Origin of the sequence: Desulfatibacillum aliphaticivorans DSM 15576 (assembly GCF_000429905.1) — a bacterium.
GTDB lineage: Bacteria > Desulfobacterota > Desulfobacteria > Desulfobacterales > Desulfatibacillaceae > Desulfatibacillum > Desulfatibacillum aliphaticivorans.
The window spans coordinates 1-23,795 of sequence record NZ_AUCT01000013.1; the positions used below are offsets into that span (position 1 = coordinate 1).

Annotated in this window: 21 protein-coding genes; 12 read left to right on the forward strand and 9 right to left on the reverse strand. The window is 54.4% G+C overall.

The genetic code is table 11. The features are described 5' to 3' along the window. From G491_RS35485 to G491_RS0113820, 3 genes are all read right to left on the reverse strand, one after another. On the reverse strand, positions 1-238 hold a 238-nt coding region (locus G491_RS35485), incomplete at its 3' end, for a DUF6444 domain-containing protein (RefSeq protein ID WP_248635396.1). 241 nt (positions 239-479) lie between these two features. Then, positions 480-1,775 carry an MgtC/SapB family protein gene (locus tag G491_RS0113815; RefSeq protein ID WP_028315009.1) on the reverse strand — a complete coding sequence of 432 codons (1,296 nt, stop codon included), beginning with the start codon at positions 1,773-1,775 and terminating at the stop codon, positions 480-482. Positions 1,776-2,003: 228 nt separating this feature from the next. Then, positions 2,004-3,581: a sigma-54 interaction domain-containing protein gene (locus G491_RS0113820; protein ID WP_028315010.1), complete on the reverse strand. Its 1,578-nt coding sequence runs from the start codon at positions 3,579-3,581 to the stop codon at positions 2,004-2,006. Between the two features lie 329 nt (positions 3,582-3,910). On the opposite strand from G491_RS0113820, the gene G491_RS30850 reads away from it, so the two are divergent. From G491_RS30850 to G491_RS0113860, 7 genes are all read left to right on the forward strand, one after another. Continuing rightward, entirely contained in the window at positions 3,911-5,128 is a 1,218-nt protein-coding gene (locus G491_RS30850; RefSeq protein ID WP_051327259.1) for an acyl-CoA dehydrogenase family protein, read from the forward strand. Between the two features lie 11 nt (positions 5,129-5,139). Continuing rightward, positions 5,140-6,255 carry an acyl-CoA dehydrogenase family protein gene (locus tag G491_RS0113830; RefSeq protein WP_028315011.1) on the forward strand — a complete coding sequence of 372 codons (1,116 nt, stop codon included), beginning with the start codon at positions 5,140-5,142 and terminating at the stop codon, positions 6,253-6,255. An 81-nt stretch (positions 6,256-6,336) separates the two neighbouring features. Continuing rightward, entirely contained in the window at positions 6,337-8,031 is a 1,695-nt protein-coding gene (locus tag G491_RS0113835) for an acyl-CoA mutase large subunit family protein (RefSeq protein ID WP_028315012.1), read from the forward strand. 1 nt (position 8,032) lies between these two features. Next, on the forward strand, positions 8,033-8,431 hold the full coding sequence (locus G491_RS0113840; RefSeq protein WP_028315013.1) for a cobalamin B12-binding domain-containing protein: 399 nt from the start codon (positions 8,033-8,035) through the stop codon (positions 8,429-8,431). A gap of 14 nt (positions 8,432-8,445) precedes the next feature. Continuing rightward, a complete protein-coding gene (gene meaB / locus G491_RS0113845) occupies positions 8,446-9,384 on the forward strand; it encodes a methylmalonyl Co-A mutase-associated GTPase MeaB (protein ID WP_028315014.1) in 939 nt (312 codons plus the stop codon). A 549-nt stretch (positions 9,385-9,933) separates the two neighbouring features. Next, complete coding sequence (locus tag G491_RS36720) at positions 9,934-10,071, forward strand: SEC-C metal-binding domain-containing protein (RefSeq protein WP_084511532.1); 138 nt, start codon at positions 9,934-9,936, stop codon at positions 10,069-10,071. A 164-nt stretch (positions 10,072-10,235) separates the two neighbouring features. Continuing rightward, a complete protein-coding gene (locus G491_RS0113860) occupies positions 10,236-11,195 on the forward strand; it encodes a hypothetical protein (RefSeq protein ID WP_028315015.1) in 960 nt (319 codons plus the stop codon). A gap of 71 nt (positions 11,196-11,266) precedes the next feature. On the opposite strand, the gene G491_RS33960 is transcribed toward G491_RS0113860, so the two are convergent. Further along, positions 11,267-11,953 carry a TetR family transcriptional regulator gene (locus tag G491_RS33960; RefSeq protein WP_051327260.1) on the reverse strand — a complete coding sequence of 229 codons (687 nt, stop codon included), beginning with the start codon at positions 11,951-11,953 and terminating at the stop codon, positions 11,267-11,269. Positions 11,954-12,121: 168 nt separating this feature from the next. After that, positions 12,122-12,727, reverse strand: a complete 606-nt coding sequence (locus G491_RS0113870; RefSeq protein WP_015948896.1) for a TetR/AcrR family transcriptional regulator — start codon at positions 12,725-12,727, stop codon at positions 12,122-12,124. A 272-nt stretch (positions 12,728-12,999) separates the two neighbouring features. Between G491_RS0113870 and G491_RS0113875 the strand changes: the two genes are divergently transcribed. From G491_RS0113875 to G491_RS0113885, 3 genes are read left to right on the forward strand one after another with little or no spacing between them, the layout of a single operon-like run. Beyond that, complete coding sequence (locus tag G491_RS0113875; RefSeq protein WP_015948895.1) at positions 13,000-13,356, forward strand: hypothetical protein; 357 nt, start codon at positions 13,000-13,002, stop codon at positions 13,354-13,356. A 30-nt stretch (positions 13,357-13,386) separates the two neighbouring features. Then, positions 13,387-15,054, forward strand: a complete 1,668-nt coding sequence (locus tag G491_RS0113880; protein ID WP_028315016.1) for a thiamine pyrophosphate-binding protein — start codon at positions 13,387-13,389, stop codon at positions 15,052-15,054. A 35-nt stretch (positions 15,055-15,089) separates the two neighbouring features. Further along, complete coding sequence (locus G491_RS0113885) at positions 15,090-16,367, forward strand: SMP-30/gluconolactonase/LRE family protein (protein WP_051327261.1); 1,278 nt, start codon at positions 15,090-15,092, stop codon at positions 16,365-16,367. A gap of 242 nt (positions 16,368-16,609) precedes the next feature. Here the strand turns inward: G491_RS0113885 and queC are convergent, their stop codons facing one another. From queC to G491_RS0113905, 4 genes are all read right to left on the reverse strand, one after another. Continuing rightward, entirely contained in the window at positions 16,610-17,314 is a 705-nt protein-coding gene (queC, locus tag G491_RS0113890; RefSeq protein ID WP_028315018.1) for a 7-cyano-7-deazaguanine synthase QueC, read from the reverse strand. Positions 17,315-17,404: 90 nt separating this feature from the next. Continuing rightward, complete coding sequence (locus G491_RS0113895) at positions 17,405-18,052, reverse strand: radical SAM protein (protein ID WP_015948882.1); 648 nt, start codon at positions 18,050-18,052, stop codon at positions 17,405-17,407. Then, positions 18,053-18,433, reverse strand: a complete 381-nt coding sequence (queD, locus tag G491_RS0113900; protein ID WP_028315019.1) for a 6-carboxytetrahydropterin synthase QueD — start codon at positions 18,431-18,433, stop codon at positions 18,053-18,055. A gap of 118 nt (positions 18,434-18,551) precedes the next feature. Further along, positions 18,552-20,240 (reverse strand): flagellar assembly protein A, encoded by a 1,689-nt coding sequence (locus G491_RS0113905; RefSeq protein WP_028315020.1) that lies wholly within the window; start codon positions 20,238-20,240, stop codon positions 18,552-18,554. Between the two features lie 350 nt (positions 20,241-20,590). Here G491_RS0113905 and G491_RS0113910 point away from each other — a divergent pair, with 350 nt between their 5' ends. Further along, the gene (locus tag G491_RS0113910) at positions 20,591-22,297 is read left to right on the forward strand and encodes an AMP-binding protein (protein WP_028315021.1); all 1,707 of its coding nucleotides are present in this window, start codon (positions 20,591-20,593) and stop codon (positions 22,295-22,297) included. 10 nt (positions 22,298-22,307) lie between these two features. Then, positions 22,308-23,099 carry a thymidylate synthase gene (locus G491_RS0113915; protein WP_028315022.1) on the forward strand — a complete coding sequence of 264 codons (792 nt, stop codon included), beginning with the start codon at positions 22,308-22,310 and terminating at the stop codon, positions 23,097-23,099. Positions 23,100-23,795: the final 696 nt, after the last annotated feature.

Genomic DNA, 23,795 nt, shown 5'->3' on the forward strand with positions numbered 1-23,795 from the left:
GATCGGACGAGGGCGGTTTGCTGGAATTACCGGAGTTCTTGTTGAGCTGGGCTTCCAATTTTTCAATGCGTTTGTTTTGCTGTTGAATGATTTGGCCCTGTTCCTGAACAAGCTGGGTGAGTTGGTCCACGGATTGTTGAAGCTGTTGGACGGTGCGTTCCAGATAGAGCACATACTCACGCATAGGTTGGGGAGTGAGTTGCCAGTCCAGGTCGGATATGGGGCGCTTGGGTTTCATGAAACAACCCTAGCACATAACACAGAGGACGTCTAGTAGGAATAATTCCTAAGTAGGACTTTTTTTAGCCCCCTGAACGCTTACTTTTTATTTATGGATCATATTTTTGAAAATACGATCCACAAGTCCCTTTGTGAATAACACAATAGCAACTAAATATAGGCATGGTGCGCCGATAATAACGCTGTGAAAATAATTATACAGCATTGCCTATTGGGCGCAGCGGAACGGATTTACCGTCCTAAAGAACCAAAAGGACCAGCAGGCCGAGAAGGGTGACCGAAAGAAGAATGCCCCCCACCAGGGAGCCGAATTTCCAGCCGCCGGAGTAAACGGCGATGCCGCTCTTGACCACGCTGTTGGAGACCACGGCAATGGTTATGCCGACGGCCCCCACATGCCGGTCGAGGGTGAGGCTTTTCGTCTGCTCCACGATGGAAAGGGTGATGGGGTCCACGTCCGCCAGGCCGCTCACCAGGGAGGCCAGGTACAGGCCCTGGTCGCCCAGGGCGTTCTGGGCGATCTTAGCCGCAAAGAGGATTCCCACGAAAACCAGGGCGAACTTGAGGGCAGGCCCAATGGAAAAGGGGTTGGAAAGGGTCAGTTCATCGGCTTCAGTGCGTTTGCCGGCCGTCCCCTGGTTATGGGCGCCGCGCCACAGGAAGATGGAGGCGATGAAGGCCCCTGCCATCATGGCGCCGATGGACCAGACCAGTTCCCGGGTCAGGGCGCGATCCAGGATGAAAACCACCATTAGAACCCGTGCGAACATGGTGGCATTTGCAATGACCGTGGCCATGGCGCAGGCTTTCCTTAAAGCCGGGGCGCTCTTGGCCTGGGCCGCCATGGAGGCCGTCACCGCCGTGGAAGAGGTGAGCCCTCCGAACAGCCCGGTTATTCCCAAGCCCCGCTGGGCTCCGAGAAACTTGGTGCAGAAATACCCCACAAAGCTGATGCCCGAGATCAGGATCACCAAAAATGTCACCTTGTAGGGATTGAAAACATCATAAGGCCCGATGGTGCGGTTGGGAATGAGGGGAAGAAGGATGAGGATGATGACCAGGAACTTAAGCGTGTCAGTGAACTCGATGCGCTTGAGCTTCCCCAGCAGCTTGGGCATATTGCCTTTCATGGCCAGGAGTATGGTGATGATCAGGGCCAGCACCACGGCCGAGTGGGCTTGGTGATAGCATAATGCGCCAAGGGCCGCACAGACCACTCCGGCGATTTCCGTGGTGATGCCCGGATCCGGGTCCCGGTCGAGGACGTATTTCAAGGCCAGAAAAAGGATCAGACCGGCCAGGATGACCGGCGCGGCAAAGGAGTATTCATTGCCCAGAAGGGCTGCGGCGAACCCGCCCAGAGAGAGAATGGAAAAGGTGCGCACGCCCAGGAGGGTGTTGGGCGGGCCTTCTTCCTCCTCCCCTGGCTTGTCGCAGCTCTTGGACGAGGGAGCCAGGCTCCGTTCCAGCCCAATTAAGATGCCTATTCCCAGCGCGTACAGGATTTTTTCAAAAGTCGCCCAGTCCAGATCCATAAATCAACCTTCCCTCTTTTTTATCCCAGATTAAGAGATCTTCCCCTTGAAAAATGTTAAGCTGGTTAGGATTTCATCAGCTATCATATTCCAACAGGCAAAACAACATAATGAAAACCCGTTTTTGGGCGGCACGCTTCTTTCGTTGAAGCTCAGAAACTCGTCTATATTCCTCATTTAACTGTTGCAAATTTTGCAACAGGCGCCTCCCGAAATATCCGTAATTCATTATAAATTGGATTGATACTTGTCTTTGACCTCTTTCAGCTTAAAGGGAATGCCCAGCTTTTTCATCTTAGTGCGAAGCGTGCTTGGATTGACGTCCAGGATTTTTGCGGCGCCGTTGGGCCCGTTGATCCTGCCTTTGGTCAGGGCCAAAACGTTTTCTATGTGGTCCGCCACCACGGTTTCTAAAGGAAGAGGTGTTTTGGATTTTTCCTTGTACGCCCCGAATTTCGCCCCTCCCTCGGTTTTGGCGATGTTCAGGTTTTTGAACGACAAGGCGCCGCCGTCCCACAAAATAAGGGCCCTTTCTATGATGTTCTCCAACTCGCGCACGTTGCCGGGCCAGTGGTAGTTCATGAGGTGGTAAATGGCTTTGTTGTCCAGCTTGGGGGCGGGATATATTTTCAGGTCCCGGGATTTTTTCCGGATAAAATGGTCGGTGAGGGCGGGGATGTCATTTGTCCTGGTGCGCAACGGAGGGACGACAATGGGAAACACGTTGATCCTGTAATACAAATCCTCCCGGAACGTCCCTTCGGAAACCATCCTGGCCAGGTTCCGGTGAGTGGCCGCAATAATCCGTGCGTTCACCTTAATGGACTTGGACCCGCCCACCCGCTCGATTTCCTGGCTCTGGAGCACGCGCAAAAGCTTGACCTGGATGTCCGGCTTCAACTCCCCTATTTCGTCCAAAAAAATCGTCCCGTGATGGGCGCGTTCAAAGCGCCCTTTTCGCCTTTCGGAGGCGCCGGTGAAGGCTCCGGCTTCATGGCCGAAAAGCTCGCTTTCCACCAGGGTTTCCGGTATGGCGCCGCAATTGACGATAATCAGCGGCCCGTCCTTCCGGGGGGACATGGAATGGATGGCGTTGGCGATCAACTCTTTGCCCACCCCTGTCTCTCCGTTTATCAATACAGGGGTGTTTTGCGGAGCGATGAGGTTGATCATTTTCACCACGTCCCGAAGGCCCTGGTTGCGCCCGATTATCTCGTTGGGGGTGATCCGCTTTTTCTGAAGTTCAAGCCGATCATCCAGAATGCTTTTTAATTTGACGACCTCCTGCATGAGGAGCAGATTGCCCACAGCCATGGAGAAAGGAATCTTCAGCAGGGAAAAAAGCTCCAGCTCCCCTTGCGTATAGCGGTCCCTGCCATGGGCCGCGACGGTGACGGAGCCAAAGCGCTTCCCCTCCCTTTTAAGAAACATGGAAATACTGGAGTAATTCCGCCCGGTGAACGCCAGCAGCGTTTCACTGATCGGGTCCTCTTCCGGCCGATTGATAATCCGGATGTCCGGGAGGGTTTGGCTCCTTAAAAAATCCCGCGTCTTCGGGGGCATCAGGAGTATGGCCTCCTTCATTTCCTCGGGGAAGCCGCCCGATATTGGGTTTTCTTCGTCCCGGGGCTGCCAGACAATCGTCCGAATGGATTTTAAGGACGGCTCCAATAGCTGGATCGCCAAACCATCCGCGGGCATGTATTTCGCCAACACAAGCAGGCAATGATGGATGACGGCCTCAAGCTCCCCGTCCTCGCCCAGGGCCTGGGTCGTCTCCCGATAAAAGGCGTCCGCTTTGACCATGCACCCTCTCCTTTGTTATTGATTGCCCTTATATATATCAAAAATGCGGAATAAAGCAAATATATCTTTCTTTTGATTGATTATTCTTCATAAATAATAGGAGTTTATCGAGAAAATATTAATAGAACTGAGATAGATTGACATATTTATGCAATAACGCGCTTTTATTTACTTTATACCGCATAAATTTTCATCCCAAAAACTTATGGCGCTATAAGCAACTTTTAATATTAGCAATAATAATATAGCCGCTTGCTGGCATAATCTCTGCAGAACAGTCAAAAAGGCCCTCTTAACCTATCTTTTAATCAACCTCAACAGGAGCGGTTATGGATTACAACCTGACGAAGCAGCAGATTGCCTTAAAAAAGGAGTTTGAACATTTTTTTCAGGAGGAAATGAAAAAAGCGCCGCCGGAGTACTGGCAAAGCGGGCAGTTTGAAACGGTCTACATCTCGGATGCCGGGTGGGAATTTTATAAATACATGAAGGGCAGATACGCCGAAAAAGGCTGGGCCGCCCTGGCCTGGCCCATAGAATACGGCGGCGCCGGCCTCACCTTGATGGAGCAGTTGCTGTTTGACGAAGCCCAGTCATTATACGGGGCGCCCCGCGACATCTACGGCATCCGAATGTTCGGGCAAGCCGTCCTGGTGTTCGCCACGGAGGAGCAAAGGAAAAGGATTCTGCCCCCCATTGTCAGCGGGGAAATTCAGTACTGCCAGGGCTGGAGCGAGCCTAATGCGGGCTCCGACCTTGCGGCCTTGACCACAACCGCTGTTCGGGACGGGAATGAATATGTGGTCAACGGCCAGAAAACATGGACCAGCGGGGCGCATCGCTCGGACAAAATTTTTCTGCTTGCCAGGACGGACCCGAATTCCTCGCGGGGGGAAGGGCTTTCGGTGTTCAACGTGGATTTGAAGCTGCCCGGGATAGAAATCAGGCCGGTCCATTTTATGAACGGGGATCATGTTTTCAATGAAGTCTATTTTACGGACGTCAGGGTTCCCGCATCCGAACTCATTGGGGGGGAGGAAAACGACGGCTGGCGTCAGACCCGGGCCACCATGAATTTCGAGCGGTCCCTGATAGCATTTTTCGCTGGGACCAGGCGGCGTCTGGACGAATTTATCGAATATGTAAAGACAACCAAGCGCGACGGCCGCTATCTGGCGGAAAACCCCATCATCCGGCATAAGATCGCACAACTCCATGTGGACATCGAAGTGGGGCGCTCTCTTGCTTATTCCACGGCGTTCGCCGAGTTAAGCGGGAACATGCTTTTTTCCGCGGCCGCGGCGTCGGAATCCCGCGTTTTCGGCGGCGAGTTGTACCAACGGGTTGCCAACGTGACTACTGAAATCATGGGCCTTTACGGGCAGGTGGAGTCTTCCAGGTGGGCCCCCCTCCATGGCATTGCCAGCGACGGCTATCAATTTAACATCGGATTCAACATAGGCGGCGGAACCTCGGAAATACAGCGCAACATCATTGCCTGGATCGGCCTGGGAATGCCCAGACTCAAAACCGTCAAAACCAAATAAGGGGGGTGCTCATGGATCTTTCTTTCAGTTCGACTCAGAAGCTGCTGCGGGATTCCGCGGCCAAATTTTTATCCGCGGAATGTCCTTACGCCCGGGTCAAGGAAATAGAAGATTCCGAGCAGGGATACGATCCTGTAATCTGGGCCCAAATGGCCGACCTGGGCTGGCTGGGATGCGCTTTGCCCGAGGAGTACGGCGGCACGGCCAGTTCGTTTGTGGACCTCATCATCATTCAGGAAGAGATCGGCAGGCGCCTGGCGCCCAGCCCCTTTTTCTCCACCGTGGTCCAGTGCAGCGAACTCATCCGGGCAGGAGGAAGCGAGGAGCAAAAATCCGAACTGCTCAACGCCATCGCCGAGGGCAGGTTGATTATGTCCCTGGCCCAATACGAGCCGGAGGCCAGCTACCTGGAATCGGGCATAAAAATGCAGGCCACTCCCCAGGGAGATCAATATATTCTCAGCGGCGTCAAAATGTTCGCCATGGACGCCAATATTTGCGGCAAGCTGATCACGGCGGCACGAGTTCCGGATATGGGCGTCACCCTTTTCCTGGTGGACGCGGATCATCCGGATATTTCCATCTCCAAAATTCCTACCATTGGAAAAGACAACGCCTGTGAGGTCATCCTGAATAACGCGGCGGTTCCCAAGTCTGACGTCATCGGGGAGGTCGGCGACGGGTGGGAGCTTCTTGAAAAAATGAACGCCAAAGCCGCCGTTGCAAAGGCCGCCGAGATGGTGGGCGGCAGCAAGGCCTGCGTGACTATGGCCGGCGAATACGCCAAAATGCGGGAGCAGTACGGCGTCCCCATCGGGGGCAATCAGGCCATCCAGCATTATCTGGCCAACATGCTCGTGGCCTACGACACCAGCTACAGCTATTTGTATCAGGTGGCCTGCATGGTTGATGAGGGCAGGGACTTCGCCTTGGAGGCCTCTACGCTCAAGGCTTGCTGCAACCAGAATTACAAGTTCATCAGCGAACGCGCCGTCCAAATACACGGGGCCATCGGAACAACCAGAGAATGCGACATCAGCCTGTTTTACCGAAAGGCCAAAGCGTGCGAATACGCCTGCGGCGACACCTTTCTGCATTTGGATAACATAGCTGACAGCCTGCTCTAAGTAGCCCCGGCTTGCTGCGGGGGACGTCATTTCAAAACAGGAACACGGATATTTTCAGCAATTATCCGGAAAGAGGGAGCTATGAAAAAAGACACTGTCCAACTCGACCGCCATGCCGGCGGATTGGTAAGATGGGCGACTCAAGGCCATATTGAAGTCAAGGAATTTTACACGCCGGAGGATGTCGCAGATCACTCCTATGAGGAAACCCTTGGAGACCCGGGCCAATATCCTTACACGCGGGGACTGTACCAAAGCATGTACCGGGACCGGCTTTGGCTTAAATCGTTCATCGTGGGCTATGCGACGGTGGAGGAGACCAACGAAGCCTTCAAAAAATACATTGCCGCCGGGATGAACGACTTAAGAATCGGCGGCGATTTGAACGCCCAGGTGGGGCTGGACCCGGATCATCCTTCCGCGTTCAACTCCATTTCGTGCGCCGGCCCCACCGTGCCCGGGCTGTACCGGTTCGAAAAAATTCTTGAGGGCATTGATCTGGAGCAGGGGGTGTACGAACTGGGCGACGCCAGCCCTTCCAGTTGCCTGTTTCGTTACTCCATGCTGCTGGCTTTGATGGAAAACCAGGAAAAGGACATCAGCAGAATTCGGGGGAACGCCGTCAACGACCCCATCCGGTCCAAGCTGGTATTCGGCATCCGCGATTTCACCACGGAAATCAATAAACGCATCTGCCTGGATTTTATCGAATTCTCGAAGAAGCATACGCCCAAATGGCACCCATTCTCACCCAACGGGGTGGACCTGAACCAGTCCGGCATGGACGCCGTGGCGGAAGTGGGCGGCGTTCTGGCTTTGGGCGAGGCCGTCTGCCGGGAGCTGCAAAACTCACGGGGCATATCCGTAGACGAATTCGGACCCATGGTGTTTTCCATGGACGCGGATTCGGATTTTTTTGAAACCATTGCAAAATTCCGGGTCGCCCGAAGGATGTGGGCCAGGATCGCGAAGGAGAAGCTGGGCGCGAAGACGGAAAGGGCCATGAAGTTGAAGATAGGCATCAGGACTTCGGGGCTTTCCCTCCAGGAGCAGAACCCCCTGAACAACGCCGCCCGGATCACCTTGCAAATTCTAAGCTGCGTTTTTGGGGGCGTTAACTCCCTGGACTCGTCGTGCATGGACGAAGCCCTGGGGCTGCCATCCTTCGAAGCCAGGATGTTCAGCTTGAACGCCCAGCACATCGTAACCCATGAAGCGAATATTCCCATGGTTGCGGACCCGCTTGGCGGATCCTACTACCTGGAGTGGCTGACAAACAAAATCGAATCGGACGTCACTGCCTATATGGCGGAAATGGAGGCCAACGGCGGAATATTCGAATGCATGGAAAACGATTGGCTAAAAGGCAAGATGCTGGAAAACCGCAGGAAAGTCCAGAAGGAGAGGCAGGACGGCAAACGGCTGATCATCGGTGTGGACGCGTTCAAATACCCGGAGGGGCCCATCAATCAGGCGATCATCGATTCCGCTTACCATGCGCCGCCCCTGGACGTGCGCATGAAAGTCCTGGCCGAGTTGAAGGAGTTCCGGGAAAGCAGGGATCCGGAAAAACTGAAACAAGGGTTAAAGGCCGTTTATCTGGCGTCCAAGCATGGCGAGAACGTCGTCAGGCCAATCATAGACGCCATCAAGGCCGGAATGACGCTTGGCGAGATGGTGGGCGTGATAAGGCTTGGTTACAGCCTGCCGTACGACAACCTCAATCAAATCGACACGCCTGAATACGTCAAAGTAATGCTCAAGGAGGCCAATTGATATGGAAAACAGAAAAATCCGCATACTCATCTCAAAGATCGGGTCGGATATCCATGAATTGGGCGCGTTCATGCTCCTGAACGCGTTCCGGGACGCCGGCATGGAGGCTATCTACACAGGCCGTTACCAGTCCCCGGCCGGGGTCGCCAAGGCGGCGGTGGCCGAGGACGTGGACGTCATTGCCTTGAGCGATCACACAGGCAGCATGCCGATTATCGCGGACTTTGTCATTCAGGAACTCAGAAAACTCGATGCGGACGATATCCACATTATCGCCGGCGGGCTTATTTCCACGGACGACGTTAAAAAGCTGGAGGAAATGAACGTCACCGGCAATTACACCGCCGGAACGCCGCTGGATGAAATTATCGAACACGTGAGAAAAGTGGTTCGCGCCTGAAAGAGAAGCTGAAAATGCCAAGAAGACTGCCGGTTGAGAAGGTCATTGAACTGATCGAAAAAAGGGACGTGAGGGGCCTGTCCAAAGGCGTTTCCATGATCGAAGACGGGGGGGAAGATCGGAACACGCTACTAAAACACGCCAAGAGCCGAATATCCTCGCCCGCCTTGTCCATAGGCTTTACAGGCCCGGGCGGAGTTGGAAAAAGTACGCTGATTAACAGCGTGATCAAAAAGCTGCGAGAATTCGACAAACACGTGGGCGTGATCGCCGTGGACCCCACCTCCCCCTATACGGGAGGCGCGGTGCTGGGCGACAGAATCAGGATGTTCGAACATAGCAACGACGACAAGGTGTTCATCAGAAGCCTGAGCACCCAGGACGCCATGGGCGGCATCTGCGAAGCCGCAAAACACGCCCTTAATCTGTACAAGGCCTTTGATTTTGACGTTATCCTGCTTGAAACCATCGGCGTTGGCCAGGACGAGGTGGACGTCTCCATATACGCCGACATCACCCTGGTGGTCTTCGCTCCCGGATTCGGCGACATCATGCAGGCCTGTAAAGCGGGAATTATGGAGATCGCGGACATTTTCGTGGTCAACAAGGCGGACAGGCCCGGAGCTGACGCGCTGCAGGAATATCTTCACAACATTCTTCAGTTCTCCAATGGAAATCACCGGCCGGAAATTGTCAAAACAGTCGCTGAAAGCGGCGAAGGAATCGACCAGTTGATTGCCGCCCTATCCCGTTTGGCGAAATTCCCCAGACAAAGCCCGGAGGAGAAGCAAAGACGGCGGGTCTCGGACGAAATTCGATCCTTTGCCCTGGCTGAAGTAAACCGGTTTATCAACAGCCGCCTGAACGAAATGGCCGAACCGGTGATAAATGGAGACCTTAGCTCCCAGGAAGCATCTGAAATTCTTTTAAAACAGCTTTTTAAAGCCCAATGACATTGCGTCAGCGTGAAGTTCGACTGCCGCCATTGGCGCCAGATAACTCCAGGGGGCTGGCCATTCTTGAGGTCAGCCCTTTTTTTCCCAGATCTTTCGCGCTATTTCAAGGGCGTAAAACCGGTCTTTTGCATAGTTTTCCCATCTTTTTTGACTAAGCTGTTGCAATGTCAAAACGGCCATGCTAAAGGACGGCTCCTGAAAGGCAAACAAGCCGAAATTTTATCACCCCGCTCCTCACAAAGGACGGAAAGGAGGTTGCCCATGTTTTATCCCATTCTATCCCGCTGGATAATCAACCTCCGTCCGGTTCCCTAACCAAAGACACCGGCCGGAGGGCCCGGCTCATTTGATCCCTGCCAATGCGACAGGCGTCATGCTGAGTCTAACAGGCGATTTGCGCCCGGTTTTCACCGTGCGCCGCCCTAGCCCAAAGGAGGTGCATCATGTCCAAACAACATCCACTCAACGCGCAGGCAAGGTTTTGAACCCACGAACAAGCGCCGCAAGGGATACCCATCCGAGACAAGGGTAAAACGCGGTCTGCGCATCGTTCACGGGGACAAGGAGCTTGAAGAAAAACTCGGCAGGAACGACCCCTGCCCCTGCGGATCCACCAGACGATTCAAGAACTGCTGCATGAAAACCAAGCGGTACGACGGATCGCTGAGGGACCACTACTTTTAGGGAAAAGGGTTGAAAACAGCCGCGCCCAACCCCTTTTTGCAAAAGTGCAAAAAGGGAACGCAACGGCTGTGCGGAAAAGGCCGGCCTGGGCGGATTTTCGCCTAAACGCCTGAATGGCGGCCTTTTCCCTGTTTTCTCCCATCCCTGCGAGGAGAAAAAAGTCCATGAAAGAGGAAACAGTTAACGAAATCATTGACTGCCTTCCCAAGGGAAGAACGCCTTTCTACTACTTCAGGGACCGGTACGCATTGATGATGCTCTCTTACTTTGTAGGGGACGGCAAGCGGGTTCAGGAAATCAAAAAAAGTCCATTGGGAAGGCTTATGAACAAACCCATTGTTAAGAACGCAGCCAAAAACGCAGGCTCCGGCCTGCTGACCAAAGGCGCCCTGGATTCCGTCTGGCCCATGACGCCGGAATGCTACCTGCTGACCCTTGGCAAATGGGGCAAAAACGACAGGTGGAACACATGGTGCGACCAGACTTCCAGGCGGGGAACGAACCTGGTTCTGCAATTGAACTTTTCGGGCAGGCACAACCAGCCGTTTAAACGGATTTTCGATGCAAAATATGGAAGCCCCTTTGAATGCTGTGGGCACCCAAATGCGGGCAAAGGCCGCAATACGCTTGCCTGGGCCAGAATCGACCTGGACCTTGACACTGATGAGGCCCTTATCGAAGAAGTTCAAAGCGATTGGGTTAAGATGGCCTTGAACGGAAAGGAAAACGCGGATAGGATTACAAAAGATCCCAGCGATAAACCGAATATCCACAGGTACTTCGAACACGTTGGATGCAGCCCTGAGGAGCTTAGGACCTATGTCGACGGCATTTTAAAGCCCCACATGAAAATATGGGACGAGGCCATGCTTTCCGCGGCCGTCTGGTTCTTAAAGGAGGAAATCGGCATCAGAAAGATTTTTTTCCATACATTCGATTCAGGGTGCAACCTCAAAGGGTTCATTTTTGGCAAGCCGCCCAGGTCGTTGTACACCAAATTGCCTGAAAAATTTTGTTTCACAAAGACAAGGGACTATCCCCAATTCCTGGAACGAAAAAGCAACCGGAGAGTCAAGGGCATCCTGAAAAGCAAGGACCTCCGGTTTTTCCATCTGGATTTTTAGGCCAATAAATAAAAGGCCCTCCCGCCTGTATGGGGGAGGGCTTCAGCAAAGAAAATCTTGCAGCATCGGCGTCAATGCGCCTGCCTTGTGGTGATGGGCATGCGCTTGGCCGCCTGCCAGACCAGTTTGGCGAAACCGCCGCCCTGGATAATGGCCCCAACTTGGGCCACCCACACGCTTCCTGGGCCGATGACGTTGGAGGGCCGGACGATTACGGCGCCGCCGGCAAACCGGGATTCATAACCTTTGACCAGGGCTTCGGCCTCCATTTTGGCGTCCCCGTAAAACACGCCGGTCTTTTGGCAGGGATCGGATTCCTTGCGCCCTTTAAGATGCTTGCCTATTTCACGGATAGGCTGGAGCGCGAAGTTGTAAAACTCCTGGGAGACCGCCAACTCGTGGCTGGCGGCCGCTTCCATGGGCGTGCCGAAGTAGTCTTGAAACTTGGGCACATGCCAGGTGAACATGAGGTTGTAAAAATGGGAGTCCTCCAGGCCGAAATCCAGGTAGGCCGCGGCCAAAGCCTTGAGCCGGTCCATGGGAGCCGCAACCCCTTCCAGGGCCGTGCGGCATTTTTCGTGCAGCCGCTCAAAGCCTTTGGTCAGGACCGCAAGGTACAGTTCGTCCTTATTTTCGTAGTAAACGTAAAGCGTGCCGCTGGACACCCCCATGCTGCGCGCCACGCCCCGCATGGTCAGCCCGTCGAATCCTTTTTGCCCCAGCAGTTCCAGGGCGTGGTCCAGGATGCGGTTTTTCATGGCCTGGATTTCTTCGGGGGGTCATGGGTTTTTTGGGCATTGGGAGTCTCCTTGATTGTTGACTGCCGTTTATTGAACGCCGTCCAATTTATTTTTCAAGAAAAATTGGCGACTATACAATCAAAGCGGCCGGCGGCGCTCCTTGCTCATTTATCGAATGGCTTACTTTTACCGGGGTTTGATAAACTGGTAGATCATGTTTGTGAGGGCGTTGATGAGGCGTTCCTCCTCCATGCGATGGCCTATGAACTTGGCGGTGTGGGCCGCGTTTTCCACGGAATTATGGATTATCAGAGCGGAAGCGCGGGCGTCCTTAATGTGCAGCAGATCCTTGAAAGTAATAATAAGGGACTCCAACTGGGCCACCTGCCTTTCCCGGTCCCTTTCATACACCTCGTTGATGTCCGGATCGGAATAGCGCAGGGCGTGGGTCTGGCGGTGGAATTCCGGGGATATATCGTAAGCCCTGAACACATGCCGAACCAGGCTTCGCACTTCCTCCTCCCCCCATTTCTCAGGCGGGGATGAGTTCACCTCTCCCCAAATGGCGGTGTAGTGCCTGTCCAGATAGTCCTCCAGCATCTCCAAAAGCAGGGTCTTCTTATTCTTGAAATAGGCGTAAAAGCTGCCGATGGAAACCCCGGCCTTCTTCACGATCTCCTTGGAATTGGTCCCGTGGATGCCTTTTTCCGCAAACAAGGCGAAAGCCGCGTTCATGATGGCGGCCCGCGTTTTGATGCTTCTATCCTGTTGAGGCTGTCTTACCTTGCCCATGCCGTTCCTTTCTTTGCATGGCCGCAATGTAGCCAACTCGCACCGGGGTGTCAATCCCATAAATCCATCCCCCTATAAACATTATCGGGTTAACCAGCTATAATTCATGTAAATAATATTTATTGACAATATGAACTAAAGTTCGTATTCTTGCATAAATGAACTTTAGTTCGTGTTTTTGGCGCATGTGCGCCTCCACCCATAAGCGGACGCCCTGATAACCCGAAGCCTTAAACCTATCCGCCAGGGCGGCCTTAGTTACGGAGATAAGTATGAGATTTTCCCTTCTTTTGTACGCCCTGTATGCAGCGTTGCGGGTGGCCTCAAAGACTCACAAGGGGTTCAGGCATTTCATCCGCAAGGCCAGAGTGAAAATTCTGATCAAGACCGCCGCCGGGGAGCCTGCGCGGCTTTTTATTTTTGACCAAGGGCGCATCAGTTCCCTGCCCGGCGATCACGCGGATTACGACGCGGCGCTGGTCTGGAAGGATGCAGCCGCTGGCTTTTCCGTGATGACCAGCAGGAAAAAAGACGCCGTGTTCAACGCCGCGGCGCGGGGAGACCTGAAGGTGTTGGGAATGAGCGTATACGCCATGTGGTTTCAGGAAGCCATCGATCAACTCATGTAAAATCGGAACAAAATTTCATAGGAGGATTCCATGTCACAAATAACCGGCGGACATCTGGTCGCTAAGTATTTAAAGGAAATTGAGGGCGTCGAGGCGGTTTTCACCCTTTCAGGCGCGCATATCGAGAACATTCTGGACGGGTTGAACGAGTTCGGCATTCGCAGCGTGGACGTCCGGCACGAGCAAGCGGCGTCCATGATGGCCCACGCCTGGAGCCTGTACACCGGAAAGCCTGGCGTTTGCCTGGTGACGGCTGGGCCCGGCTTTACCAACGCCCTGACCGGCATTGCCAACGCGTTTTTGGACAACGCCCCCTTGGTCGTCCTGTGCGGCCGGCACCCTTTGAGGGACGACCTCAAGGGCGCTTTGCAGGAGATGAACCAGATCGACATGGTCAAGTCCGTTGTTAAATGGAGCGCCACGTGCCACGACATCAAACGCATTCCGGAGTACCTTTCCATTGCATTCCGCCAAGCCGTGGAGGGAAGGCCCGGCCCCGTTTTTCTGGAGCTGCCCCCGGACATCCTGTCTATTGCCGTGGACCTGAAATCGGTGGACATCCCCAAGCGGCGCACCCTGAAGACCTCCGTGACGCCCGTTAAGGAGGACCTGAAAGCCGCCGCCAAATTGATCGATCAGGCAAAAAGGCCCTTGTTGATTGGCGGCAGCGGCGTGGGCTTTAGCGAATGCGGCAAGCAGGTCGCCGCCTTTGCGGAAAAGACCGGAATCCCCTTCGCCCTGTTGAACAACGGGCGGGGCGCCCTCCCGGACAGCCATCCCCGCTCCATCAATGACGGTGGCTTTACGGCGGTCATGGCCGCCCTGCCCCAGGTGGATCTGGTTATCATCGTGGGCTTGCGTTTGAACTGGGTCATGGAGTCAGGCCAGACCTTTCCCGACGCCAAGGTGGTGCGGATCGACATAGACCCCACGGAAATCGATCGAAACCGGACCTCCGACGTTGGGTTGGCGGGCGACGCCGGACAAATTCTTGACCTTTTAACGCCCATGGTCGCAAGCAAGGATAGAAGCCAGTGGGAAAAAGACCTTCGCGCCGCTTACGGGGCGTTTTTGGTGACGGAGCGGGAGCAGCGCGAAACGCCGTCCTATCCCATCCATCCCAACCGGTTGGTCGCCCAAATCCAAAAGGTGGTGGGCGAAGACGCCTATTATGTGGTGGACGGCGGAGACACCAGCTATTACGGCAGCGCTGGTTTTTCCTCCATCCATAAGGCCGGGGTCACGGCGCCTGCAAGCTCTTTGCTGGGGTGCATTGGCACAGGCGTTCCCTTCGCCCTGGCCGCAAAGATCGCGCATCCAAACAAGCCGGTGATCCTGCTGAACGGCGACGGCTCCTTTGGTTTCAACGGCATGGAGTTTGACACGGCCGTGCGCCTGAACATTCCCATTGTCTGCGTGGTGAATAACGACTGCGCCTGGGGCATGATCAAGCACGCCCAGGAGATGAGCATCGGCCCGGAGCGCTGCACCTGCTCGGAATTGGGAACCCGTCATTACGAAAAAATGGTGGAGGCCCTGGGCGGATACGGCGAGTTTGTGGAAAAGGACGAGGACATCGTCCCGGCCTTGAAGCGGGCCATTGAATCCGGCAAGCCCGCCTGTGTGAATGTCATGACCGACTGCACTGCGGTGAGTCCCGCCACGGTGGTGTTTTATCAGACCTTGTCCGATTTTTAATAAGAGGCGGACCATAGTTGCAAATGGAGGGAAGCATGGGGTTTTTGACCGGTAAAAAAGGAAAGGCGATCAGCATAATACTTATGGCCTTGTTTGCTGCGGGCGCCATCCTCTGGACGGCGACGGCGCCTCCGCCGTATATCCGCATCCATCCGCCCATTGAAATGGGGGAGGTTCCGCAAGGCGTCACGGATGTGCAGGCTGAGGGCGATCCCTTGGGCGAGCTGTTGGTGGAAATGAAAGACTTGCCCGGACACGACGAGATCGTCCTCCAGGAAGATCTCGGCCGCGCCTTTGTAACCTGCATGGACGGCAAAATCTGGAAGGTGGATTTTATCGCCAATACCGCAGAGCCCTTTGTGGACCCGCCCCTGATGGCGGCGGGCGCCCGGCAAATACCCGGCGCCCCGGACACGATCGTGTTCTGCACATCGTACCTGCACGGTGCAGCCTATCCGGAAGGCGAGAAGGTCGGGATTTACAAACTGTCCGTTTCCTCCAGACAGGTCGCCCCATTACTCACCAGAGCCCCCGTCATCCGCGAGACCTACGCAATCCCCGGCGAAAACACCGGGGCGGTTTACACCGGCGAAAACTTCAGGCCGTTTAAAATAGAGGAAATGACCGAGCAAAACAGCCGCCCCCTTATGTTCTGCAACGACCTGGACATAAGCCGGGACGGCAAGCGCATTTATTTCAGCGAGCCTTTCGCCTATGAGGGCGCTTCCATGGGAGGCGGCGCCGTGGCCGAAGCCGTCTCATTGGGAAAAAACGGCATGCTGTGGCAGCTTGATCTGGAGGACGGCAGCGTAGGGCTGGTTGGCCGGGGGTACTCATTTTTGGACGGCGTGCTGCTGGAGTATGAAAACGGCGACCGGGAAAGCTCCATCCTCATAACCGAGACCATCAAATTCCGGATATTGCGGCTGCATCTGGAGGGCGCCAAAGCAGGCAAGGATAGGGTGCTTTGGAAGAACCTTCCCGGCATGCCGGACGGATTGGACCGGGACGCCCAGGGCAGAGTCTGGGCGGGCTTGCTGAAAAGGCGCTCGCCATTGGTGAACTTCATCCACGCGAATCCCTGGATCAAGCCTTTGTTTCTGCGAATTCCGCCGTCCATGGTTCCGGCGGGCAAGGAAACGGGGATTATCGCCTTTTCGCCGGATTGCTCCCAAGCGCTTTATTCCACCATGCACGACGGCAACGCCATGAGCGACATTTCGGTTGTCGTTCCCGGCCGGGACAGGTTCTATTTGCCTCGGTTCGACCTGGAATCCCATGGATTGTACAGCATGAACAACCCATTGGATTAATATATTGCGACTGTGTTTAAGGGAGGGTCATATATGAAATAAGATCGCCATTGTCACCGGCGGAGGCGCAGGAATCGGCAAGGCTGCGCGCCTTGCTTTGCCAGGAACGGCGCCCATGTGGTTATTATTGAAAATATCGAGGCGGACGTTAACAGCGTCGCCGAAGAAATCAGTGCTCTGGGACGGTTCAGCCCCTATCCGCAGCTAAGGTAATAAAAAAGGCGCCGCAATGTTGCGCAGGTTCACCCGCCAAAATACTTAGTGGGGTCGGGAACGCCGGCCTCTGCAAAGCCTTTTTTACGAAGCAGACAGGAGTCGCACTGGCCGCAGGCCAGGCCTTCAGGCGAGGGGTCGTAGCAGCTATGGGTCAGACCGTAATCCACGCCCAAGGCGATCCCCTTTTGGATGATTTGCGCCTTGGTCAGGTCTATCAAGGGGGTGTGAATTTCGATCTTTGTACGGCTTTCCACGCCCGCCTTGGTGGCCAGATTGGCCATGGCGGTAAAGGCCTGGATGTATTCGGGGCGGCAGTCGGGGTATCCGCTGTAATCCACCGCGTTCACACCGATGAAAATATGCGAGGTTTCCAGAACTTCGGCCCATGCCAGGGCGAAGGAAAGGAATATGGTGTTCCGGGCGGGAACGTAGGTGACGGGGATTTCCTTTTCCATATCTTCCGGCGCCCGGCCCTTGGGAACGTCGAGATCAGCGGTGAGGGCCGAGCCTCCAAAGCACGTCAGGTCTATGTTTGCAACTTGATGCCGGACGGCGCCCAGGGTTTTAGCGACCCTTTTGGCAGCCTCCAGCTCCGTGGTGTGGCGCTGTCCGTAGGAAAAGCTGAGGGCGTAGACCTGGAAGCCCATGTCCTTGGCTATGGCCATGGCCGTGGCGGAGTCCAGGCCGCCGCTTAATAAAACAACTGCTTTTTCCTTTTGGATGGCGTTCATGGGAAAAACCGCGTTCTTTCAATTCCTTGTTGATTTCGCACTCTTTCAGCAGTCCACCTTTTTATTACTGGTCCAAGATGCAACCTGCCTTTACACGCCGCGAGCGTCCTTGCCCCATATGAATTTATGCATTTGCAGATGCAGCCGTACTTCCAGGCGGTCTTGCAGAATCCATTCGGCCAGGGTCTTGGGGTCCAGTTCGCCGAAGACCGGGGAAAAATGGATGGCGTTCATCCGGCATCCGTCAAAATCCAACAGGCGAACCCGCTTGCGTGCAAACTCGTAATCCTCCCGGCTGGCGATGACGAACTTGAGCTCGTCCTTTTCGGTCATGCGCGAGAGATTGCTGTAATCGTTGTGCTCCTCCATGCCGCTGGAGGGGCACTTAACGTCCACGATGCGGATGCACCTGGAGTCCACTTTGGCAATGTCCTGGCTGCCGTTGGTTTCCAAAAGCACCAGAAGGCCTATATTCAAAAAGGCGTCCACCAGGGCCGGAGTCTCTTTTTGCAAAAGGGGCTCCCCTCCGGTTACTTCCACAATGGGGCATCCAAACTGGCCGGCCTTTTCCATGATTTCCGAGATACTCATGGTCAGGCCCGCGTCATAGGCGTAACCCGTATCGCACCAGCGGCACCTTAAATTGCACCCGCTCAGGCGGATAAAGACGCAAGGCATTCCCTGATACGTGGACTCTCCCTGAATCCCGTAAAAAATCTCGCAAACATCCAGCGCCATTTACTCCTCCCAGTAGGCTGCGCCCGCGCCGGGAGCTTCAAAAACCTTCACCCGGCTGACCTTGGTGTACTCGTTGTTAAGATGCGATCCCAGTTGCTTATAAAGAAACATGGCGACGTTTTCGGAAGTGGGATTTACGCTTTGAAATGCGGGATGGTCGTTTAGCATGCAATGGTCCAGGCCTTGGGTGATTTCTTCTACGGCATTTTTAACGTCCTTGAAATCAATCCCTATTCCCACGTCGTCCAGCTTACGGCATTGAATGGAAACTTCGACCATCCAATTGTGGCCGTGAATACGGGAGCAGTCCCCGTCGTAGCCGGTTAGTGCATGCGCTGCGCTAAAATGGGTTTTAACGTATATTTCAAAAACTCCGGCCATAACGGTTTTCTCCAACGGGTTAGTTTTGGAACATTGTACTTCCTATCAGGAAATACCCCATATGATGCTTGTTCGTCAAATGTTGGCTTTGGGAAATTTGGCGGGCGGGGGTTGAACCTCATACTTTTTGACGGGCTACCTCCATAATCCAGATGGGGCGGTCGTTTTCGTCCACGGTGCGTTTTTCCTTGATTCTGATGAAGGACATGTCCTCCGGCATGGTCAGGGAGGCATGAACCCCTTTAAGCAGCGTGCCGGAAAACACCGCGCCCTTGGTTTTAAGCTCCGGGAGCCCTGGCTCCTCTTTATCTTTGGCTATGAGATATTCGATTTCCTGCTCCAGGTCTTTGATGCGTTCTTCCAAAGCCTGTTTTTCTTTTTCTTTATTGCGCTTGTCATCAAAAACCAGTTCTTGCTTTTCCAGCAAGGTGTCAAGGGCCTCCCCCACCTGGACGGATTGCTGCCTGATGGCGGCCGCCCTCATGGTCATGGCGGAGACGTCCCCTTCTCCTTCCTTGATTTTCCTGTCCAGATCCCTGGCCGCCACCATGGCTTTATCCTGCACCTGAGCCAGACGGCCTACGTTTTCCTGCAACTTTTCCTGAGCCTTGTTGATCTCCGCCAGCAAAACGTCTTTTTTCGCCATCTGTTTTTTTGTCAGTTGAATCTCTTCTTTGATTCTATCCAACTCACGCATGAGCCGTTCGTCCACCCCCAGCAGCAAAGTGCAGGGCTTGGAGGAATCCGACCCCACCTGCATGGCCTCCACCCCCTGTTTGGCGCACACGCCTGAGGAAAGGATTTTCCCATGGGGGATGATGCAGGCCCCGGTGGTAATGACCCTGGAGTCGAGGATTTGCTTTCCAACCACCACGTCGCCCACGGCCTCGATGGTGGACCCGTAGACGTGTTTGGCCCGGACGGTTCCTCCGGCCTGAATTTTCGCGCCCAAAATTCCGCCCATAACCACCACGTCGCCTTTTACGTTGATAACGGCTTTGCCGATTTCCTTGGCGGTCAGGCTGCCGCCCTTGACTTCAAAGCCGTCCTGAACGCTGCCCTTGACTTCTATAGCCCCTTCAAAACGCACATGGCCCGTCTCAAGGCTGACGTCTCCAGGAATGGTAAGGCCCGGGAACACGAACAGACGCCCGTCGCCGGTGACGGCCGGCCTGCCGTCCGTTGACGCGATGACAGCGCTTCCGTCCTCGGACTTTATGGCGCCCTTCCCCACCCGGACCATGGTCTTTGCTGACTCCACTTTTGGAGGCTCGATTTGCTGGCCGAAAACGTCCATGCCGGGGACGCCTTGCGAGCCCTCCACAACCCTGGCGATGACGTCCCCCTTCTGAACCTGGGGAATTTCCCCCCGATCCTTGAAGTCCAGCTCCCCCCCTTCTTTGATTTTGCCGACCTTAAGGGGATCAATATCAAAAAGGTATTCAATGTGCCGGGCGGTTCCGGGGACGGCCGGCGCGCCCTGGGCGACCGCTGCAGGCTCGCCATCGGCCCTTGCCTTTTCTATGGCCTGGGCAATTTCTTCCTGGCCGGCAATCCCGTGGATGATGTTGCGGGCGTCCAGAAGATCCAGGACCTTTTCGGGCGTAATTGCAGGCGCTTCCGGGTCTGTGCATACCAATGCCGCTTCCATGTCGTCATGGAATATTTCGATTTCCCAGCCGTGTTCCTGGCGACGAACCGCTCTTCCTTCCTGGGAAGGATCAAGGTTCTGCACGCCTCTTATTGGCCTGGAATCATCAATACTTTCTATTTTGCCGGTTCCGTCCGGCGATGCTTCAGAGGCCATCCTTCGCCCCCGCCATTTGCGTGATATAGGTTGTAAAAAGACTTTTCCGCCGCCCGGCCCGCAGGCCGTTGCAAGGCTAAATTACCTAATGCAATCATGGCGCCATCCCATTAATTTTACATTGTTTTTTAACTTCATGGCGACCTGAATGCATTATATTGGGCCTTAAAGCGATTAATCGCCCCAACGACGCATTTGCTTGTATAGAACGCCTTATTTTTGCTACACTAAGAAATGATCCAGTTTCAATCAATCTCCACATCCGTTAAATGATCCAGAACAAATATTTGTGTGTACGTTCTTTGTCTTAAACCCACCGTGCAGAATTCTTGCTGCAGAAAGGACGCATCATGCATTACAGCGACAAACCCTGGCTCAAACATTACGACCCCGGCATAGAAGCTGACATTGAAATTCCTTCTCTCTCTTACAGGGATATTCTGGACCAGGGACTGACCCGGTTTCCCGACAAACCCGCTTTATTCTTCATGGGAAAAGCAATCACATTCAAAGACCTGGACCGGATGTCCGCCCGGTTTGCGGCCCATCTGGCGAAATGCGGATACGGCGTCGGCGACGTGGCGGGGATTCATATGCCCAACATCCCCCAATACCTGATCGCCCTGGCCGGAATTCAAAGGGCGGGCATGGCGGCCACCGGCATATCCATGCTGCTCAAACCCAGGGAGCTGGCCCACCAGCTCAACGATTCGGGCGCCAAGGTTCTTGTCACCCTGGATGTTTTCTTTGAGCAGACCCTGTGGGAAATCAGGGATCAGGTTCCGGCCTTGGAAAAGGTGTATTACGCCAATGTGGGGGACTTTATGCCTTTTGTGAAAAAATCCCTGGGCGCCGCCCTGAAAAAAATCCCCACCGGCCTGATCCAGCCCATATCCGGAAAGACCGTGGAGCCCATTCTAACCATTCTCAAGGAGGGGGACCCGACGCCCCCCAAGGTTTCGGTGAAACCGGAAGACACTTGCCTTATCCAGTACACCGGCGGCACCACCGGCCTGCCCAAGGGCGTGGTGCTGACCCACCGTAACATTGTGGCCAACGTGGAGCAGCAGGTGCGGTGGAGCAAATTTGAAAACGGAAAAGACGTGTTTTGCTCCGGCTTTCCGTTCTTCCATATGGCCGGCAAGATGATGGGCATGGCAGCCATGTCCACCAGCAACGCCCAGTGCCTGATTCCGGACCCCAGAAACACCAAGCACATCGCCAGCGAAATCAAAGCCCACAAGGCCACGGTCCTGGTCAACGTACCCACTTTGTACCAAATGCTTTTGGATGAACCGGCTTTTAAATCCCTGGATTTTTCCAATGTGCGAATGTGCGTGTCCGGCGCCGCGCCTTTTTCCGTGGACGCCATCAAGCGGTTTGAAGCCCTTGTGGGGAAAGGCAAGGTGATCGAGGTGTACGGCATGACGGAAACTTCGCCCCTTTCAACCTCCAATCCCCATGTGAATCCAAAAAAAATCGGCTCCGTGGGCATGCCCCTGCCCAACACGGACATCATGATTATGGACGTGGAGACCGGAACCCAGGAAATGCCCTTTGGGGAAGAGGGGGAAATCGTGGTCAGCGGCCCCCAAGTCATGGCCGGATACCACAACAAACCTCACGAAACCAGCCACGCCCTGCGCGAGCACGACGGCAAGATTTGGATGCACACCGGCGACGTTGGCCGTATGGATGAAGACGGATACATCTATCTGGTGGACCGGGCCAAGGACATGCTTATTGTGGGCGGATACAAAGTATTTTCCCGCGAAGTGGAAGAGGTTCTTTCCAATATTCCCAGCGTGGAACTGTGCGCCATCATAGGAATTCCCAACCCGGAAAGGCCGGGCAGCGAAACCGTAAAGGCGGTGGTGCAGCTTGCGGTGGAGTATCTTGAGCGCGACAGGGGTCAGTTGAAAGAAGAAATCCTTGCTTATTGCCGGGAAAATATGTCACCTTACAAAGTGCCCAAAATTGTAGAATTCGTGGATGCTATACCCCTTACCGCCGTGGGCAAGGTGGACAAAAAGGCGCTACGCCCTCCCAAGCAATAAGGACAGGTTTATGAAAATTCATTCCATTCAGGCGCGCGACCTGCCTGATCTTTGGTTTCAAGCCGTACACGACATTTTGGACCATGGAAGCCGTTTTGTGATCGACCGGGGCTCTTACGCCGGACAAACCCGGCTGGAGTACGACTATTTCACCGGACATGTAAAGTTTCCCGGAACCCAACCCCTGCTGCCGGACATTCCGCCGGCCTGCGGCATCCCCAACCCCGTGGAGCATGATTACATCTACGGCGGAGAAGGTTATGAGCGCTCTTACATAGAATACCTCATGACCCCCCATAAGGAGGAAGGGGAATCCTACACCTACGGGGAACGCCTGACCGGCGCGCCCATCACGGGCGACAAGCTGGACTGGTGGCAGGCCCAAAACAAGGAGATCATCGACTTCCGGGAGCCTGACGGCAAAGTGGTCTACGAAAAAGACGGCCGGCTTTACCTGAACCAAATCGAATGGATTATCCAAACCTACAAGAATTTCGGGCACCGAAACAACCAGATGGTCCTGCAGGTGGCCCATCCCTCGGACCTGACCCTGCTCGACCCTCCCTGCCTGCGCTCCATTGACACCCGCATCCAGGATGGAACCCTGCACTTTTTCGTGTACTTCAGGTCCTGGGACTTGTGGGGAGGCCTCCCGGCCAACCTGGCGGGAATCCAGAACCTCAAGGAGTACATGGCCACGGAGATCGGCGTCAAGGACGGGGAAATGGTCGTGGAAAGCAAAGGCCTCCACCTGTACGGCTACGCCGAAGACCTAGCCAAGCTCCGCTGCCTGAGAGACTAAACCAATATTAACATCAAACAGGGCCTTTTCTCCAAAATAGAGAAAAGGCCCTGTAAAAAACCGGCCACCAAAGGCAAACTGCAAAAAAGCAGAAAAGCGTACCTCCGGCGGGTCGCTTTTTTGAAAAAAAGCTCCGCAAAAAACCTTTAAAAGGCGACTCGCGCAGGGCGTCTTTCAAAATCGTAACTTAAGTTGAGCCCAGCCAAACTCAACAAATTCAAGGACATTTAAAGTAGTTGGGCCTCCCAGGCAGAGCAGTATCCCGCCGTGATCATGCAGCGACATGTAGGTCGGATTACGCGGAGCCAGGATAGAGGTCCAGACAAGACGGGGTTAAAATTTCCATAAAAAGTGATAGACGCCCATCCCTTCATGCGGAGCAATCCGACAAGACAGAGGATAATCGGGAGGCTGTGTTTCCAATGCATTTGGGCAGCCCTGGCAGAGTCCCTGCTTTACGCCGCCGGGCTCGCGTAGGGACATTTGGTTCAAACAAAGAGATTGTGGATAACCCGCAACTTGGCTGAGTTGGCAATGCTTACAAACCAACGGCATTTCCACCGTCTCGCCGCCGTTTTTGCTAAAATATGGCCCCTATGTAATGAAAAATAATATATGATTTCAAAAAGATATAGAGTTAGTGACTTATTAAGGGACGTCCCCCTGAATTTCCCATGATTTCATAATCATATAGAG